The organism is Phytoactinopolyspora halotolerans (assembly GCF_010550675.1).
GTDB classification, from domain to species: Bacteria; Actinomycetota; Actinomycetes; order Jiangellales; family Jiangellaceae; genus Phytoactinopolyspora; species Phytoactinopolyspora halotolerans.
In genome coordinates this window covers 167,966-183,240 of sequence record NZ_JAAGOA010000002.1, presented here as the reverse complement: position 1 = coordinate 183,240, position 15,275 = coordinate 167,966, and the positions used below count along the sequence as shown (strand labels likewise).

At 68.4% G+C, this 15,275-nt stretch carries 11 protein-coding genes and 1 pseudogene; 4 read left to right on the top strand and 8 right to left on the bottom strand.

Features of this window, described 5'->3' with window-relative positions; genetic code table 11:
* Positions 1–45: 45 nt before the first annotated feature.
* Together grpE and dnaK are read right to left on the bottom strand one after the other, a co-directional pair.
* Entirely contained in the window at positions 46–735 is a 690-nt protein-coding gene (gene grpE, locus G1H10_RS03150; protein WP_163732569.1) for a nucleotide exchange factor GrpE, read from the bottom strand.
* On the bottom strand, positions 732–2,612 hold the full coding sequence (dnaK, locus tag G1H10_RS03145; protein ID WP_163732566.1) for a molecular chaperone DnaK: 1,881 nt from the start codon (positions 2,610–2,612) through the stop codon (positions 732–734). Before dnaK ends, grpE begins: the two co-directional genes overlap by 4 nt.
* Before the next feature lie 381 nt (positions 2,613–2,993).
* Here dnaK and G1H10_RS03140 point away from each other — a divergent pair, with 381 nt between their 5' ends.
* Positions 2,994–4,163, top strand: a complete 1,170-nt coding sequence (locus tag G1H10_RS03140) for a heparan-alpha-glucosaminide N-acetyltransferase domain-containing protein (protein WP_163732563.1) — start codon at positions 2,994–2,996, stop codon at positions 4,161–4,163.
* A gap of 9 nt (positions 4,164–4,172) precedes the next feature.
* Here the strand turns inward: G1H10_RS03140 and G1H10_RS03135 are convergent, their stop codons facing one another.
* Both G1H10_RS03135 and G1H10_RS03130 read right to left on the bottom strand, forming a co-directional pair.
* Positions 4,173–4,679: a ferritin gene (locus G1H10_RS03135; protein WP_163732560.1), complete on the bottom strand. Its 507-nt coding sequence runs from the start codon at positions 4,677–4,679 to the stop codon at positions 4,173–4,175.
* A 73-nt stretch (positions 4,680–4,752) separates the two neighbouring features.
* A complete protein-coding gene (locus G1H10_RS03130) occupies positions 4,753–5,454 on the bottom strand; it encodes a nucleotidyltransferase family protein (protein WP_174264022.1) in 702 nt (233 codons plus the stop codon).
* 127 nt (positions 5,455–5,581) lie between these two features.
* Here G1H10_RS03130 and G1H10_RS03125 point away from each other — a divergent pair, with 127 nt between their 5' ends.
* The gene (locus G1H10_RS03125; protein WP_163732557.1) at positions 5,582–6,610 is read left to right on the top strand and encodes a lactonase family protein; all 1,029 of its coding nucleotides are present in this window, start codon (positions 5,582–5,584) and stop codon (positions 6,608–6,610) included.
* Between the two features lie 20 nt (positions 6,611–6,630).
* Here the strand turns inward: G1H10_RS03125 and G1H10_RS03120 are convergent, their stop codons facing one another.
* Positions 6,631–9,414 (bottom strand): LuxR family transcriptional regulator, encoded by a 2,784-nt coding sequence (locus tag G1H10_RS03120; RefSeq protein ID WP_163732554.1) that lies wholly within the window; start codon positions 9,412–9,414, stop codon positions 6,631–6,633.
* Between the two features lie 169 nt (positions 9,415–9,583).
* Here G1H10_RS03120 and G1H10_RS03115 point away from each other — a divergent pair, with 169 nt between their 5' ends.
* Both G1H10_RS03115 and G1H10_RS03110 read left to right on the top strand, forming a co-directional pair.
* Positions 9,584–10,510 carry an NAD-dependent epimerase/dehydratase family protein gene (locus tag G1H10_RS03115; RefSeq protein WP_163732552.1) on the top strand — a complete coding sequence of 309 codons (927 nt, stop codon included), beginning with the start codon at positions 9,584–9,586 and terminating at the stop codon, positions 10,508–10,510.
* Positions 10,511–10,677: 167 nt separating this feature from the next.
* Complete coding sequence (locus G1H10_RS03110) at positions 10,678–11,307, top strand: response regulator transcription factor (protein WP_163732549.1); 630 nt, start codon at positions 10,678–10,680, stop codon at positions 11,305–11,307.
* Positions 11,308–11,333: 26 nt separating this feature from the next.
* Here the strand turns inward: G1H10_RS03110 and G1H10_RS03105 are convergent, their stop codons facing one another.
* From G1H10_RS03105 to G1H10_RS32255, 3 genes and pseudogenes are all read right to left on the bottom strand, one after another.
* On the bottom strand, positions 11,334–13,004 hold the full coding sequence (locus G1H10_RS03105) for a CocE/NonD family hydrolase (RefSeq protein ID WP_163732544.1): 1,671 nt from the start codon (positions 13,002–13,004) through the stop codon (positions 11,334–11,336).
* 170 nt (positions 13,005–13,174) lie between these two features.
* The gene (locus G1H10_RS03100; protein ID WP_163732541.1) at positions 13,175–14,782 is read right to left on the bottom strand and encodes a monocarboxylic acid transporter; all 1,608 of its coding nucleotides are present in this window, start codon (positions 14,780–14,782) and stop codon (positions 13,175–13,177) included.
* Positions 14,782–15,072: pseudogene (locus G1H10_RS32255) on the bottom strand (DUF485 domain-containing protein). Before G1H10_RS32255 ends, G1H10_RS03100 begins: the two are co-directional and overlap by 1 nt.
* Between the last annotated feature and the right edge of the window lie 203 nt (positions 15,073–15,275).

The following is a 15,275-nucleotide window of genomic DNA, read 5'->3' as shown; positions in this document are numbered from 1 at the left end:
TCCTCCGCGGAATTACCAGCGTAGGACACCCGGGCCCGAATCTTCTCAGTTGTCCGGTTCCGCGCTGTCGACCTCGTCGTCCGAGGCGGCGTCGGCGCTCTGCTGATCGGTCAGCGCCTCGGTGGGTTCCGCCACCGCCACCCGGGCGGCACGGAGGATACGGTCGCCGACGCGGTATCCGGGCTGCAGGATCTGGGTGCACGTGACGACGTCGACGGTGTCGTCGTAGCTGTGCATCAGCGCCTCATGGATGGTCGGATCGAACTCGTCGCCCGGTTCCCCGTACTGCTCAAGGCCGGCCTTGTTGACCGCGGCCTCCAGTGCTTCGCCGACGGCACGGAACGCGCCGGTCAGATCGCCGTGCTCGCGCGCGCGCCCGATGTCGTCCAACACGTCGAGGAGGCCGGTCAGCACCTCGGCCTTCGCCGCCTCGCGGACGGTTTCCCGGTCCCGCTCGACGCGCCTGCGGTAGTTGACGTACTCGGCCTGCAACCGCCTCAGATCGTCAAGCCGCTCGGCCGCCTCCGCACGCGCCTGGGCCAGCGCGTCGTCGGCTCCGTCCGACCCGGTTCCTTCCGACGCCAGCCCTTCCGCGGCAGGCGCGTCGGACTCAGCCACGGGAACCGGCTCCGCGTCCGGCTCCCGCAGCTCGCCCGTCTCCGGATCGATGCGCCGCCGATCCCGCACCACCGGTGTCTCGACGGAGCCCTCCGGTTCGTGCTGTTCGTCGGTCACTTGTCGTCCTTCTCCTCGTCAACGATCTCGGCTTCGACGACGTCCTCATCCGCCGACGCACCGGCGCCGGCCTCTTCCTGCGCGCCACCCGCGTCGGCCCCGGCCTGAGCACCGGCGTCACCGGACGGCTGCGCCTGCGCGTAGATCGCCGCACCCAGCGACTGGAACGCCGTCTGCAGCCGCTCCGAGCTGGACTTGATCGCCGCGTCGTCGTCGCCTTCCAGCGCCTTCTTCGCCTCATCCAGCGCCGAGGTCACGTCGTCGCGGACCTCGGCGGAGAGGGTGTCCACCTTCTCCTTGTTGTCCGCGAGGAACTTCTCGGTCTGGTAGACCAGCGACTCGGCCTGGTTGCGGTTCTCCGCGGCCTCACGGCGCTTGCGGTCCTCCTCCGCGTACTGCTCGGCGTCCTTGATCATCTGGTCGATGTCTTCCTTCGGAAGCGCCGAACCACCGGTGATAGTCATCGACTGTTCCTTGCCGGTGCCGAGGTCCTTGGCGGAGACATGCACGATGCCGTTGGCGTCGATATCGAAGGTGACCTCGATCTGCGGCACCCCGCGCGGCGCCGGTGGGAGTCCGGTCAGGTCGAACGTGCCAAGCTTCTTGTTGTAAGCCGCGATCTCGCGCTCGCCCTGGTAGACCTGGATGCCCACGGTGGGCTGGTTGTCCTCTGCGGTGGTGAAGATCTCCGAGCGCTTGGTCGGGATCGTGGTGTTCCGCTCGATGAGCTTGGTCATCACGCCACCCTTGGTCTCGATGCCCAGAGACAGCGGCGTGACATCCAGCAGCAGGACGTCCTTGACCTCACCCTTGAGCACACCGGCCTGCAGGCTCGCGCCGACGGCGACGACCTCGTCCGGGTTGACGCCCTTGTGCGGCTCCTTGCCACCGGCGAGTTCCTTGACCAGGTTGTACACGGCCGGCATCCGGGTGGAGCCACCCACCAGCACGACGTGGTCGATCTGGCTGACCGAGATACCGGCGTCGCGGATGACCGCCTCGAACGGCGACCTGGTGCGCTCGAGCAGGTCGTTCGTCATCTGCTCGAACTGCGCCCGGGTGAGCGACTCGTCGACGTGCACCGGGTTCTTCTCGGCGTCCTGCGCGATGTACGGCAGCGAGATCGAGGTCTGCGTGCTGGACGACAGCTCGATCTTGGCGCGCTCGGCCGCCTCGCGGACCCGCTGCATCGCGATCTTGTCCTTGGACAGGTCCAGACCGTGCGTGCCCTTCACCCGATCGACCAGCCAGTCGACGATCTTCTGGTCCCAGTCGTCACCACCGAGGTGGTTGTCACCGCTGGTGGCCTTCACCTCGACGACACCCTCGCCGATCTCGAGCAGCGAGACGTCGAACGTACCGCCACCGAGGTCGAAGACGAGAATGGTCTGGTCGTCCTCCTTGTCGAGGCCGTAGGCGAGCGCGGCCGACGTCGGCTCGTTGACGATCCGCAGGACGTTCAGCCCGGCGATCTCGCCGGCCTCCTTGGTGGCCTGACGCTGCGCGTCGCTGAAGTAGGCCGGAACGGTGACGACGGCGTCCGTGATCGTCTCGCCGAGATAGGACTCCGCGTCGCGCTTGAGCTTCTGCAGCACAAAGGCGGAGATCTGCTGCGGCGTGAACGTCTTGTCGTCGATCTCGGTCTTCCAGTCGGTACCCATGTGCCGCTTGACCGAGCGGATGGTGCGCTCGACGTTGGTGACCGCCTGGCGCTTCGCTACCTCGCCGACCAGTACCTCACCGTTCTTCGCGAACGCCACCACCGACGGGGTGGTCCGGGCTCCTTCGGCGTTGGCGATGACCGTGGGCTCGCCACCTTCCAGGACCGCCACGACGGAGTTGGTGGTCCCGAGGTCAATGCCGACAGCTCGTGCCATGGCGTTTCCTCCTCAGTTGCGTATGATCAATGACGTGAGACTCTTGAGTCATCCAGACTCAAGTATGACTCACCACAATTCGTTGTCAAACCCAGCTTGAGCCTGGCCGACTCAAGTTGTTCGCACCCACATAACGCCCACCTCCGGCCCTGATGTTCCCAAGCCCATACGGGCGCATTCCCGTCCTGCTCAGCCGGGCCGGTGGGCACGTCCACCCGGGTCTGGAACGCGTACGCTGGACGCCATGGATGAGACAGACGACACACCGCGCCGCACCGACCCCCGGAAGCGCCTGGTAGCGATCGTCTTGGTTGGGTGCCTGGTGCTGACCATGGCGCCGTTCCTGGCCACGGTGATCTTCTGACCCAGACCGGCCGCACGGTGAACGGCCGCGAGACGACGGCACATCGCCTGGTCGGCGTCGACATGGCACGTGGCCTGGCGCTGCTGGGCATGATGGGGGTGCACATCGTCCCGGCCGTCGGAGACGACGGCCAGACCACCGCGATCTATCTGCTCGCCAGCGGACGGGCATCGGCGCTGTTCGCGGTGCTCGCCGGGGTGGGCCTGGCGCTCGCCAGCGGCGGCGCCAGGCCGCCGACCGGCCGGGCCCTGCACGGCGCCTGGGCGGCGACGGCGTCACGCGCCCTGCTGCTGGTCGCCGTAGGTCTGGTGATCGGCAGCCTCGACTCCGGCGTGGCGGTCATCCTCGTCTATTACGGACTGCTCTTCCTGCTCGCCCTGCCGTTTCTCGGCCTGCCGGCCACCGTTCTGCTGCCGCTGGGCGCCCTGTGGGCTGTCGCCATGCCGATACTCAGCCACGCGATCCGGCTCGATGCGCCGTTGAGCAGCGGCGGCAACATCGCCCCGGAGTCGTTCGCCGACCCGGCCCAGATGCTGTGGCAGCTGACCCTGACCGGCTATTACCCGGTGCTGCCCTGGATGGCGTACATGCTGGTCGGTCTCGGAATCGGAAGACTCGCGCTGGCTGCCACGCCCGTCGTCATCCGGCTGTTGATCGGCGGTGCCTCGCTCGCCGTGGGCACGTATCTGGTCTCCTGGATCTGGCTGGAGACGGGCGGACTGGAGCGGCTCACCGCGGCCGGGACCGGGATGCACCCGTTCAGCCGGCCGTTCGACGACGCCGGGGAACTGCTGAACACGTCCTTCTACGGCACCACGCCGACCACCAGCGGATGGTGGCTGATGGTGGCCTCGCAACACACCGCGACGCCGTTCGACCTGCTGCACACCATCGGCTCCTCGGCGGCCGTGCTCGGTGTCATGCTGCTGCTGGCCCGGCGGTTCAGCACCGCGCTCTACCCGCTCGGCGCGATCGGGAGCATGACGTTCACGCTGTACACACTGCACGTGATCCTGCTCGCCAGCCTGCTGCCGCGGACGGTCGAGCACGCCCTGCTGGTGCATGTGGCCGTCGCGTTCATCATCGCAGTGCCATGGCGACGCTCGATCGGCCGAGGGCCACTGGAGGCACTCGCGGCGCGCATCGCCGCATCGGCGCGCGCCGCCGTGGCGGGCGCGCGCCGCTGAACATCTGCCTTACTCGCCGGAGTCCGCGCTGCGGCCACCGAGCTCCGCGTCCAGCCGGAGCAGGCCCGGGCCGTCGTCGCCGATCAGGTGCAGCCGACCCAGGATCTCCGAAACCGTCGACTCCTCTTCGATCTGCTCTTCGATGAACCAACTGAGCAGCGGAAGGCTGTCGATGTCGCCCTCGGCGTTGGCCAGCCGGTACAGCGCTCGGATCGACTCGGAGACCTTCTGCTCATGCGCCAGCGCGGCCTCGAACGCGGTCACCACCTTGTCACCGGGGTCGGTGGGCGCGGCGATATCGCCGATCTGCGGCCGGTTCCCCCGGTCGGTCACGTGCGCGATGAACTTCGCCGCGTGTCCGCGTTCCTCGTCGGACTGGATGCGCATCCAGGACGCCATGCCGGGCAGGTTGGCGTCGTCCAGGGCGATCGCCAGCTGCAGGTAGGCGATGGACGACTCGATCTCCAGGGTGATCTGCTCAGAGAAGGCCTTGGCCAGTGTGTCGTTCAACTTCATACGCACGACGTTATCCCAGCTCAGAGCGGATTTCCACGAAGATGTGGCTATCCTTGCCAAGGCTTGGCACGCCTTAGCCTTCCAACTCCTTGGCCGCCTCGGAGACGTCTTTGGCGGTGTCGATGGCGCGCCAGTACCCCTCGATCGGGAATCCGGCCAGCTGCCGCTGCTTGGCCAGCAGCGGGAATGTCGACCGCTCGTGGTCTCCCACCGCAGGCAGCAGGTCCAGGATCCGGGGCGAGAAGACGTAGATCCCGCCGTTGACCGGATACGGCGACGGCGGAGCCTCGACGAAGTCGATCACCCGGCCGAACTCGTCCACGTCGACCACGCCCCACGGTATTCTCGGCCGCGCCAGACCGATGGTGGCCACGGCGTCCCGCTCCACGTGGTACGCCGCCATCTCGCGCAGGTCGAACCGGGTCCAGATGTCGGCGTTCAGCGCGTACCAGGCCTCACCCGGCTGCGGGAGGTGCTTCCCCGCGTACTTCAGCCCGCCGCCGCGCCCGAGCGGCTCATCCTCGACGACGGTGTGTACCCGCACCGGCTGCGCGTGCCCCTGCAGATGCTCGGTGAGCACCTCGTGCAGATAACCCGCGGACACCACCACGTCGGAGACACCCGACTGGGCCAGCCACTCGATCTGATGGTCGATGATGCAGCGCCCGGCGATCTCGATCATCGCCTTCGGCACCGAGTCGGTCAGCGGCCGCAGCCGGGAGCCCTTGCCGCCGGCCAGGATCACTGCCTGCCGAATCACCTGTCCATCGACCATGGTCACAGACCCTAACGCAGCCCGGAAGCCCCGGGCGGCCCGCATCCGGCACGGCACCGGGTGCCTCACCTCCGCAAGGGTGGCCCGGTGGCCGTGGCACGCTCTGCCCTCCGGCAGGATACGGAGTATGCGCGCATACCTCGGAGCAGCCACCAGCGGAACGCAAGGAACCCCAGCCACCGGTATCACCGTGCTCGACGTCGACGGCGCGTCGTTCACGCCCGTGTCGGACGCCGATGCGCCGGATCCGCGCTACCTCGCGTTGTCGAGCGACGGATCGGTCCTCTACGCCATCGGCGAGCGTCAGCACGGAGACGTCCGCGCCTTCCGCGTCCACGGCGCGGAGCTGGCACCGCTCGGGCAGCCGCAGAGCGTCGACGGCTCCGGCCCGTGTCACCTGTCGATCCATCCGAGCGGCCGATACGTTCTCAGCGCCTGTTACGGATCGGGCACGCTGGCCGTCAACCCGATCAACGACGACGGCTCACTCGGCGCGCCGACGTCGACCGTGCAGCATGCCGGCAACGGTCCTGACTCCGCGCGTCAGGAGGGCCCGCACGCGCACATGATCGTCACCGATCCAGGCGACGGTCCCGGGCGCGGCCACGTGCTCGCCGTCGACCTCGGCACCGACACCGTCTACCGGTACGCGCTCGACGAAACGAGCGGGGTCCTGACGCTCGTCGACGAACTGCGCACCCCGGCCGGCGCCGGTCCACGCCACCTGGTTGTGCACGGTCGCTACGCCTACGTCGCCAACGAGCTCGCCTCCACCGTCACCGTGCTGGATCTGGACGCCGGCTCCGCACTGTCCACCGTGTCCACCCGGCCCGCCGGCACGAACGAGATCAGTCAACCGTCCGCCGTCCGGCTCTCAGACGACGGGCGCTTCCTGTACGTGGCCAACCGCTTCGTCGACGAGATCGCGGTGCTCTCCGTCGACGGCGCCGACGTCGAACTGGTCACCGCCGTGCCCTGCGGCGGCGACCATCCACGCGACATGGTGCTCTCACCGGACGGCGCGTACCTATACTCCGCCAACCAGTTCGGCGACACGATCACCACGTTCCGCGTCGACGCCGACACCGGTATCCCCGAACCCGTCGGGGAGCCGTTCAGCACACCGAGTCCCACCTGCATCAGCTGGGCCCGATAACACGTCACACCGGCAGCGGGTCAAACAGAGTCGGCGAAGTCCAGCCTGGCCAGCTCGATCCGCTTGGTGACCCCGAGCTTGGGATACGCCTTGTACAGGTGGTACCCCACTGTGCGGGGACTCAGGGACATCCGCGACGCGATCTCCTGGTTACTCAATCCGGCGGCCGCGAGCTGGGCGACCTGACGCTCCTGGGTGGTGAGCGCGTTCACGCCCGACGTGACCGCTCCTGACGGCTTCCGCGCCCGAGACTCGCCCGCGGCACGCAATTCCGTCCGGGCCCGGTCGGCCCAGGGTGCCGCGCCGATCCAGTCGAAGATCCCCAGTGCGGAACGGAGATGTGTGCGCGCATCCGCACGCCGGCGGTTGCGCCTGAGCCACTGCCCATACGCCAGCTCCGTCCGTGCCCGATCGAACGGCCGGGCGGTTTCCTGCTGATGTAGCCGGACGGCTTCGGCATAGAGTTCACCGGCCGCGTCGTCGTCCGTCATCGCGCGGCAACGTAATTCCACCGCTCTGGCCCATGACGCGCCGGAGTGCCGGGCGAACTCCGCCATACGCTCCAGCGGTAGCCGGGCCGCATGTCGGTCACCGGTCCTCGCCGTGGTCTCGACCAGGTCGGGGAGCGCAGCGGTCCCGACAACGGTGGGGTGTGCGCAGGCGCCCGCGTTGTCCCAGTGCATGGCCACCTCAGCCCGGCCGAGACCGAGGTCGATCAGTGTCCAGGAGGCAGCGGCCCATTGCCGGGCGGCCAGGTCCCCCGCGGCCAGGGCATGCTCCCGCATCTCCCGGCAGCGTTCCTCGTCGCCCGCGATGGCGAAGAGTCTGGACAGCGTCGCGTGGGCCTGCCCGACGACCCGGGAGTTGCCGGTACCGCGCGCGGCATCGGCCGCGTGTTCGCCGCTGATGCGTGCCTCGTCGTGGAGTCCGAGGAACAGCTGCGCCTGGGCGAGCAGGTTGAGCGCGTCCGGCAACATGTCGGCCCGCCCACGCGCCCGACACGTCGAGGCGAGCCGCGACGCGAGCTCGCGCGCGGCCGCGTCGGCGCCCACGAGCAGCGCGGCCTCGGCCGCCTGCAATCGGACCTCCAGCGGGAGACCCGTATGGCCGCCCTCCGCGACGACGACGAGCTGGCGCAGCGATGCCAGGCCCCGTTCGAGGTCATGGTGCGCGAGCCCGGCGATGCCGCGTACACCTGCCGCACAGGCCCGGACGATCTCCGAGCTTCGCAGCACGGCGATGTCGGCCTTCGCCAGCCCTAGAGCTTCGCGGTAGTCGCAGGTCCACGCGTACCGGGCTGCGACCACCAGCATCGCCGCGGAGACATCGGGAGCGTGCTCTGCCACGAGTGCCGCACCTTGCAGCAGGCTCCATACGGCGTCCCGTAGCCGGCCGCGTTCAGCCTCGGCCGCAGCCCGGATCGAGGCCAATCGCGCGAGCAGCCGGACGTCGTCGGTCATCGACAACGCATCGTCGGCCAGCGCGGCGGCCCGCCTGATGTCGCCCGACCACGCCGCGTGGCCCGCGGCGGCGGACAACCTGCGGCCCCGGCCCGCCACGGTGGAGCTGAGCTGGGCGGCGCTCTGGTAGGCGGTCACAGCGAGAGTCCACCTGCGGTCGACCGGTCTGCTCTCAGCAAGTCGCTCGAGGCGTTCGGCGATTCCCTCATCCGGCCCTGTCGCGGCGGCCGCCCGGTGCCAGACCGCCCCGGCGCGGTCGCCGAACGCCTCGTAGGCGCTCGCGAGCGCCGCGTGCACGCCGACCCGCCCGGTGATGGCCCCGTGGTGGTACGCGGCTTGCCGGATCAACGGATGACGGAAGGTGACCCGGCCGTCGGCGACGCCGAGCAGCCCGGCTTGTTCGGCCACGGCCAGGTCATCGATCGACGTGTCGAGGATCTCGGCCGCGTGCAGGATGACGGCCAGCTCACCTCTGCCATCGGATGCGACGACGCCGAGCACGACGCGGGCGGTCACGGGCAGCCGCGTGATCTGAGCGGTGAACACGGCATATACATCGCCGCGGACCGGAACCGCCCCCAGCCCGAGGATCTCCGGCGGGAGCTGGCCGAGCCGCTGGCGTGGCGACAGAGCCGCGGCAAGCTCGCGGAGGACCATCGGATTGCCGCCGGACTCCTCGACGATCCGGTCACGGGTGTATGTGCTGATCTCTTCCGGCCATCCGACGAGTAACTCGTGCGCGACGCCCCGGTCGAGTCGCGCCAGCCGCAGTTCGCTCAATCCGCCGGCGGGAAAGTCGCGCCGGTCCGCGCCGGCGGCGAAGATCATGGCGACCCGGTCTTCGCGCAGCCGGCGTGCGACGAAGATCAGCGCGTCAGCCGATGCCCGGTCCAACTCGTGCGCGTCGTCGATCAGACACACCACCGGGCTCTCGGCAGCCAGCGCGGACAGCAGAGCAAGCGTGGCATGTGCGACCAGCCGCTGGTCCGGTATCGCTGCGACGGTGAGTCCGAACGCGGCACGCAGCGATACCGCCTGCGGTGCAGGCAGTGCATCGAGGCGGTCCAGGGCCGGCCGGAGCAATTGATGCAGCGCCCCGAACGGCAACCCCGCCTCCGCGTCGACGCCGTCGGACCGCAGGACACAAAGGTGCGCAGCAGACTCTGCGGTGTGGCGGAGCAACGCGCTCTTACCCACCCCCAGCTCGCCTCGGATCACCACCGCGGCGCCGCGGCCGGAGACGGCCGTGGCCAGCACCCCGTCGATCTCGGCCAGCTCACTCACTCGTCCGCGAAGCGCCACGCCGCTCAGTGTCGGCAGCCAGACCACGGACACGGTAGACACAAATGTCCTGCAGCGGCGATGACGAACATCATCGGCCCAGGTCAGGAGCGAGCTCGCCGGCACGATCCGCGGCCGCCCGGCGGCGGTTCCAGTCGCGTGACGGATTCGCTCCTTTCCGCCGCATCCCTAGGGTCGATGCACCGGATCGGACTATCGAGGGGAAACCGACATGCGTGTTCTTGTCGCCGGAGCCACCGGCGTGATTGGACGCCAGCTGCTTCCGCTGCTCATCCAGGCCGGCCATGACGTGGTCGCACTGGCCCGCACGCCGATGCGTCCGGACATGGGTTACGACGTTGTCCTGGCCGACGCACTGGACCGCAAGGCGACGGCATCAGCGGTGGACAAGGCCGAGCCTGACGCCGTCGTACATCTGCTGACGGCCATTCCGAAACAGCTCAATCCCAAGCGGCTCGCCAGCGAGTTCGCGGTGACCAACCGGTTGCGGACGGAGGGCACCGCGAACCTGGTCGACGCCGCGCGGGCGGCCGGGGACACGCGCGTGATCGCACAAGGACTGGCGTACGCCTACCGGCCGTCCGGCGCTCAGCCGGCCGACGAGGACACCGCGTTCTGGACCGACGGTCCGAAGCAGTTCCGTCCAGTCGTCGAGGCCCTGATCGAACACGAGCGGATCACTCGTGATGCGGACGGCCTCGTCCTTCGGTTCGGCCACCTGTACGGCCCGGGGAGTGCGTACGCGCCGGACGGCCACTTCACCCGGCAGGTCCGGGCTGGGAAAGTGCCCATCGTGGGTGGCGGGGACTCGGTGTTCTCGTTCACGCATGCGCGCGACGCCGCGACCGCCGTGGTGGCCGCCCTCGCCAGCCCGCTCACCGGAGCCCTCAACATCGTGGACGACAACCCGACGCCGATACGGACATGGCTGCCTGAGATGGCGGCGCTGCTGGGTTCAGCCGCACCCAAGAAGGCGCCCGCCTGGCTCGCCCGCACGGCGGTCGGCAGTTGGGGCGTGGCGTTCATGACGAGCCTGTCCGGAGCCGACAATGCTCGGGCCCGCGCTCAGCTCGGCTGGTCCCCGGATTACCCCTCCTGGCAGCAGGGGTTCACCGCGGGTCTGGCGGATCGAGGCTGACGAAGAGGGCAGCAGACGACGCCACGGCGTCCACTTCGGGCCCTGACGGCAATCCGGGGCAGACAGTAGTATCGTTCCGGAGTCTTCCGAACCCCGGAAGGAATGCTGTCATCGCCTACCCACCGGGCTACAGGTATCCGTCGTTTCGCCGCGACGGCGGCTCGGTCATGTCCGGCAACGTGGAGACACGCGCGATCAGAGTGCTGATCGCTGAGGATCTGCACATGATCCGCGGCGCCTTGGTGGCATTGCTGTCGTCAGAGCCCGACATGGAGGTCGTGGCGGAGCTGGAACGGGTCGACCAGGTAGCGGGCGCCGCCCTGGAGACCCAACCCGACGTCGCCGTGCTCGACATCGATCTGCCCGGCCTGGAGGGCCTGGAAGCGACCGAATCCCTTGCGCACACGGTTCCGGCGTGCCGAGTTCTGATCCTCACTGGCCTCGGGCAACCGAACTACCTGCTCCGGGCGCTCCAGGCCGGGGCGCGAGGCTTCCTGCTCAAGGATGCGCCCGCCGATTCCCTCGCCGACGCCATCCGCCGTCTCAGTAGAGGCGAACACGTCCTCGCACCGAGCCTCATGACCGCTACCCTGGCAGCCGGCTCGAACCCGCTGACCTCTCGCGAGAGCGACGTGTTCAGACTCGCGAACCTGGGGTTGACCACGGAGGAGATCGGGTCGAAGCTCGTCTTGTCCCCGGCCACGGTGCGCAACTACATGTCGAGCGGTATCAGCAAGGTCGGGGGACGCAACCGTATCGACGCGATCCGAATCGCAAGCGAGGCCGGCTGGCTGTAGCCGCCCGACCCTCACGGCGATTTTCGTCACGTGACGGTAGTAGGCGGCTGTACCGGGACCTCAAGCACCGTGGGGTGATCCGCTCCCACGTGGACGACGCACCGTCCCGGTCTGCTCTTCTCGAAATACGAGGGAAACTGCCCGGTGAACGGGTTACGAGCGTAGAACCATCGGCCCTGGATCTGTAGCTGGAGCTCGTCACCGGCGCGGAACAGCGTCGCCGATGGCAGCAACTCGATGCGGACCGATACCACCTGCCCGGGGCTGAGCAGTTCCGTGACATCCTCCGGGTGCCGTCCCGATTCGTCGACGCGGCGATGCGATGCCCGTCGGATGCCATCGGTGATCAAGGAGCCGCGGAACCCGAACGCGTTCTCGAAGGCGACGGGCTTGCCGCGTCGCAGCTTGCGGACCCCCGCGAACACGCACACGTCATCGGTCCCCTCCACCTCGAGCGAGAGTCGCAGCGTCATCGGGCCGACGATCTCGGTGTCCTCCTGGAACCGATGCGTGAATCGCACACTGCCACGGCGGGTGTGGAAGGAAACCGTTGCCGGGGACATGGGAGCGTCGCCGAAGCCTCCGTCCGGTTGCAGATACCAGGCTTGCCACTGGGTGCGGGCCGGCGGCCACTGCTGTTCGCGGCGCACCGACGTGACGGTGTCCGCATCCTCGCGCACCTCGAGCCGGACCGGCGGCACGTCGCCCTGCCCGTTGTCCTGGCCCTTGAGGAAGTGGTCGAAGAACCGGGTCTGCTCCGCGAGCGCCTCGTCGCCGTAATAGACGGCCCACTTCGGGCCGCGGTGTGTGTACAGCCACTTCTGCCGGGAGGCGATCCGCCGGAAACCCTCGAAGGATCCACGCGTGTGCAGGTTGTGGTCGGAGAAGCTGGCACAGATCAGCGCCGGAACGTCGATCTTCTCGATCTCCCGGTCACGTGCGGCCCACCACTCGTCGTATACCGGCCGGGTGATCTGCTGCCGGCGCAGGTCGACGTCGCTGTCCTTACGGGTATGTGCGGTGCCTTTCGTCCACACGATGAGCAGCCCGTCCTCCCGAACGCCGCCTGGCATGGCCACGTCCCGGTAGAAGTCGGTGAAGCCCTCCCATGGACTGATCGCCGCCAGATGCGGCGGGTGGGTCGCCGCTGCCGCCCATTGAGACAGCGCCAGATAGGACACCCCGCTCAGGCCGACCATTCCCGTGGACCACGGCTGGACACCCGCCCATTCGATCAAGTCGTGATAGTCCTCGCCCTCCTGCGGTCCGAGCAGCACACCGGTGCCTTCGGACGTTCCCCACCCGCGCAGATCGGCGTTGACCACGACGTAACCACGCGGCACCCAGTAGGCCGGGTCCGGGGCTTCCCACCCGGTCCAGGCGGAGAACGAGAACGGCTGCGATTGCGGCAGGATCCGCAGGTTCGGAAAGGGGCGGTATCCCTTGCGGGTCGGCTTCGGCAGATAGTCCTTGCCGTACGGGTGAGCCGACATGATCACCGGATACGCGCCGTCGTCGGCAGGTCGGTACACGTTGGCACGTAGGACGGCCCCATCGCGGACCGTGACCGCGACGTCGCGATCGACCATGACGCCTTCGGGAGGCGGTGTGACGGTCACGTTCGGGCGGACGATGTTCTTCAGCCGGGTCTTCGCCCTGCCGAGCGGGCCCTTCGCCAACGCGGTCTGTCTGCTCATGGAGGCACGCTACCGACGCAGGTGCCCGCATCGACTCTGTCACGTGACTGGTCTTCCGCGGGTTCCCACACGTCTTGGATCCGTGAGCGACGCGGGCGCCGGGGGTGCACACGCCGGCGCCCGCGCCATTTGGGGGGCTAGAGCTGGACCTCGGTATCGGGGCCCAGCTCTCAGTGCGGCGTCGCCTTCTCGGCGCCCGCACCAGTCAGGGAACGCACCTCCATCTCGGCGTACTTGGGTGCGTTGAACTCCTTGGACAACCTGGTCCCCAGGTAACCGAAGAGGAAGCCGGCCGGAATGGAGACCAGCCCGGGGTTGTCCAGCGGGAACCAGTGGAAGTCCACGTTCTGCAGCATCGACGCGCTGGTGCCCGTCGCCGGATCCACCGGCTTACCGGAGACCACCGGTGAGAAGACGATCAACGTCACCGCGGTGGCGAGCCCGCCGTAGATACTCCACACGGCGCCGCTGGTGTTGAACCGCTTCCAGAACAGCGAGTACAGAATCACCGGCAGGTTCGCGCTCGCGGCCACCGCGAAGGCGAGCGCGACCAGGAAGGCGACGTTCTGGCCGTTGGCGAGGATGCCGCCGCCGATCGCCACGGCGCCGATCACCACCGCCGTGATCCGCGCGACGCGCACCTCGTCGTTCGCCTTCAACTCGCCCTTCTTGATCACGTTGGCGTAGATGTCATGCGCGAAGGACGCGGACGCCGTGATGGTCAAGCCGGCGACCACCGCCAGGATCGTCGCGAACGCGACCGCCGAGATGATGCCCAGCAGCAATGTGCCGCCGAGTTCGTAGGCGAGCAGCGGCGCCGCCGAATTCACGCCTCCGGGGGCGGCGGCGATCTCCTCGGGCCCGACCAGCGCACCGGCACCGTACCCCAGCACCAGCGTGAACAGGTAGAACAGCCCGATCAGGGCGATCGCCCAGGTGACGCTCTGCCGCGCGGCCTTGGCCGTCGGCACCGTGTAGAACCGCATGAGCACGTGCGGCAGCCCGGCCGTGCCGAGCACCAGAGCCAGCGCCAGCGAGATGAAGTCCAGCTTGGTCATCCCGCTCGCACCGTACCGGTTCATCGGTTCCAGCAGCCCGTCCGCGCCGCCGGCCCGCTCGACGGCCGATCCCAGCAGCGTGGAGAGGTTGAAGTTGTGCTTGGCCATCACCCATACGGTCATCACGCCGGCGCCCGCGATCAGCAGGATCGCCTTGATGATCTGCACCCACGTGGTGCCCTTCATCCCTCCGACCAGGACGTAGAAGACCATGATGGCGCCGACCACCGCGATGACGATGCCTTGGCCGCCCTCATCCTCCACCCCGAGCAGCAGCGCGACCAGTCCACCGGCCCCGGCCATCTGAGCCAGCAGGTAGAAGAACGAGACGGCGAGCGTGGACGCCGACGCGGCGGTGCGCACGGGGCGTTGGCGCATCCGGAACGACACCACGTCGGCCATGGTGAACCGGCCGGTATTGCGCAGCAGTTCGGCGACGAGTAGCAGGGCGACCAGCCAGGCCACCAGGAACCCGATCGAGTAGAGGAACCCGTCGTAGCCGTAGATCGCGATCGCACCGGCGATCCCGAGGAAGGACGCCGCGGACAGGTAATCCCCGGCGATCGCGGTCCCGTTCTGTTGCCCGGTGAACGAGCGCCCGCCCGCGTAATAGTCGGCCGCCGTCTGGTTCGTGCGGGCCACCCGCAAGACGATGAACAGCGTCGCGACGACGAAGATCGTGAAGATGGTGATGTTGACCGCGGGGCTGCCGATGTCCATCAGGCGTCGCCCCCTTCGAGCTCATCCCGGATCCGATCCGCGACCGGGTCGAGGTTGCGATTGGCGTGCCGGATGTACAGCCACGTGATGAGAAAGGTGGAGGCGAACTGCCCGAGTCCGAGGACGACGCCGATGTTGACGTTGCCGGCCACCTCGGTGGACATGAATTCGACGGCGTAGGTCGACAGCAGGACGTAGGTGAAATACTAGGCGATGAAGGCGACCGTCATCGGAAACGCGAACGCCCGGAAGCGGCGGCGCAGTTCGGCGAACTCCGGGCTCGCCTGCATCCGCTCGTACTCCGCTGCTGTCGGCGGCGCCTGTTGTTGCGGCGCCGGGCTGTCGAGACTAGTCACGCGACCTCCTCGTCCTGATGTGTGCCGGATCACACCACCGGCTGTGGTCCGCCACGCTAGAGGGCCGGGAACGTCACGCGGGAGTGTCTCGCCGGTGACGTGCGACGGACGGTCGGGTCGGTCGGCACACGGCAGGC

Bases quoted from the DNA above. Each gene is read 5' to 3' on its own strand.
- dnaK (WP_163732566.1), bottom strand. From the start codon at position 2,612: ATGGCACGAGCTGTCGGCATTGACCTCGGGACCACCAACTCCGTCGTG.
- G1H10_RS03135 (WP_163732560.1), bottom strand. From the start codon at position 4,679: ATGAAGTTGAACGACACACTGGCCAAGGCCTTCTCTGAGCAGATCACC.
- G1H10_RS03130 (WP_174264022.1), bottom strand. From the start codon at position 5,454: ATGGTCGATGGACAGGTGATTCGGCAGGCAGTGATCCTGGCCGGCGGC.
- G1H10_RS03125 (WP_163732557.1), top strand. From the start codon at position 5,582: ATGCGCGCATACCTCGGAGCAGCCACCAGCGGAACGCAAGGAACCCCA.
- G1H10_RS03115 (WP_163732552.1), top strand. From the start codon at position 9,584: ATGCGTGTTCTTGTCGCCGGAGCCACCGGCGTGATTGGACGCCAGCTG.
- G1H10_RS03110 (WP_163732549.1), top strand. From the start codon at position 10,678: ATGTCCGGCAACGTGGAGACACGCGCGATCAGAGTGCTGATCGCTGAG.
- G1H10_RS03105 (WP_163732544.1), bottom strand. From the start codon at position 13,004: ATGAGCAGACAGACCGCGTTGGCGAAGGGCCCGCTCGGCAGGGCGAAG.
- G1H10_RS03100 (WP_163732541.1), bottom strand. From the start codon at position 14,782: ATGGACATCGGCAGCCCCGCGGTCAACATCACCATCTTCACGATCTTC.